The sequence below is a fragment of the Halomonas terrestris genome (assembly GCF_049166755.1).
Taxonomy (GTDB): Bacteria; Pseudomonadota; Gammaproteobacteria; order Pseudomonadales; family Halomonadaceae; genus Halomonas.
In genome coordinates this window covers 1-686 of the sequence record NZ_JBMHFZ010000059.1, presented here as the reverse complement: position 1 = coordinate 686, position 686 = coordinate 1, and the positions used below count along the sequence as shown (strand labels likewise).

Annotated in this window: 1 protein-coding gene; it reads left to right on the top strand. The window is 66.5% G+C overall.

Annotation, left to right across the window (positions count from 1 at the left end; translation table 11 throughout):
• On the top strand, positions 1-686 hold a 686-nt coding region (locus tag ACOMD9_RS21100), incomplete at both ends, for a reverse transcriptase domain-containing protein (protein WP_421417982.1).

Here is a 686-nt window from a genome sequence, read left to right as displayed (position 1 = left end):
CCCAAGCCCAAGGGCGGAACGCGTCAGCTTGGCATCCCCACGGTCACCGACCGGCTGATCCAGCAAGCGCTGTTGCAGGTGCTGACGCCGATCTTCGATCCGGGGTTCTCCGCATCGAGTTACGGCTATCGGCCGGGGCGCAGTGCCCAGCAGGCCGTCTCGGCGATGAAGGACCATGTCACCGCCGGCCACCGCTGGGTGGTCGACCTTGACCTGAAAGCCTTCTTCGACCGGGTGAACCACGACCTGCTGATGGCGCGAGTCGCGCGCCGCGTCGGCGACAAGCGAGTGTTGCGCCTGATCCGCCGCTATCTGGAAGCCGGGATGTTCCAGGACGGCCTGGCCGCGCCACGCCGGCAGGGCACGCCCCAGGGCGGGCCACTCAGCCCGCTGCTGGCCAATATCCTGCTGGATGACGTGGATAAGGAACTGGAACGCCGCGGTCACCGCTTCTGCCGCTACGCCGATGACATGCAGGTGTATGTCAGGAGTCGGCGAGCGGGCGAGCGCGTCATGGCCAGTCTGAGTGATTTTCTCGAGAGCTCGCTCAGGCTGACGGTCAATGGCGACAAGAGTGCGGTGGACCGACCCTGGAACCGGGGGTACCTGGGCTACACGCTGACCCGGCACAAGCTGCCGAAGCTGACGCTGGCCAAGGCCAGCCTGCAGCGCCTGATGCAGCGTGT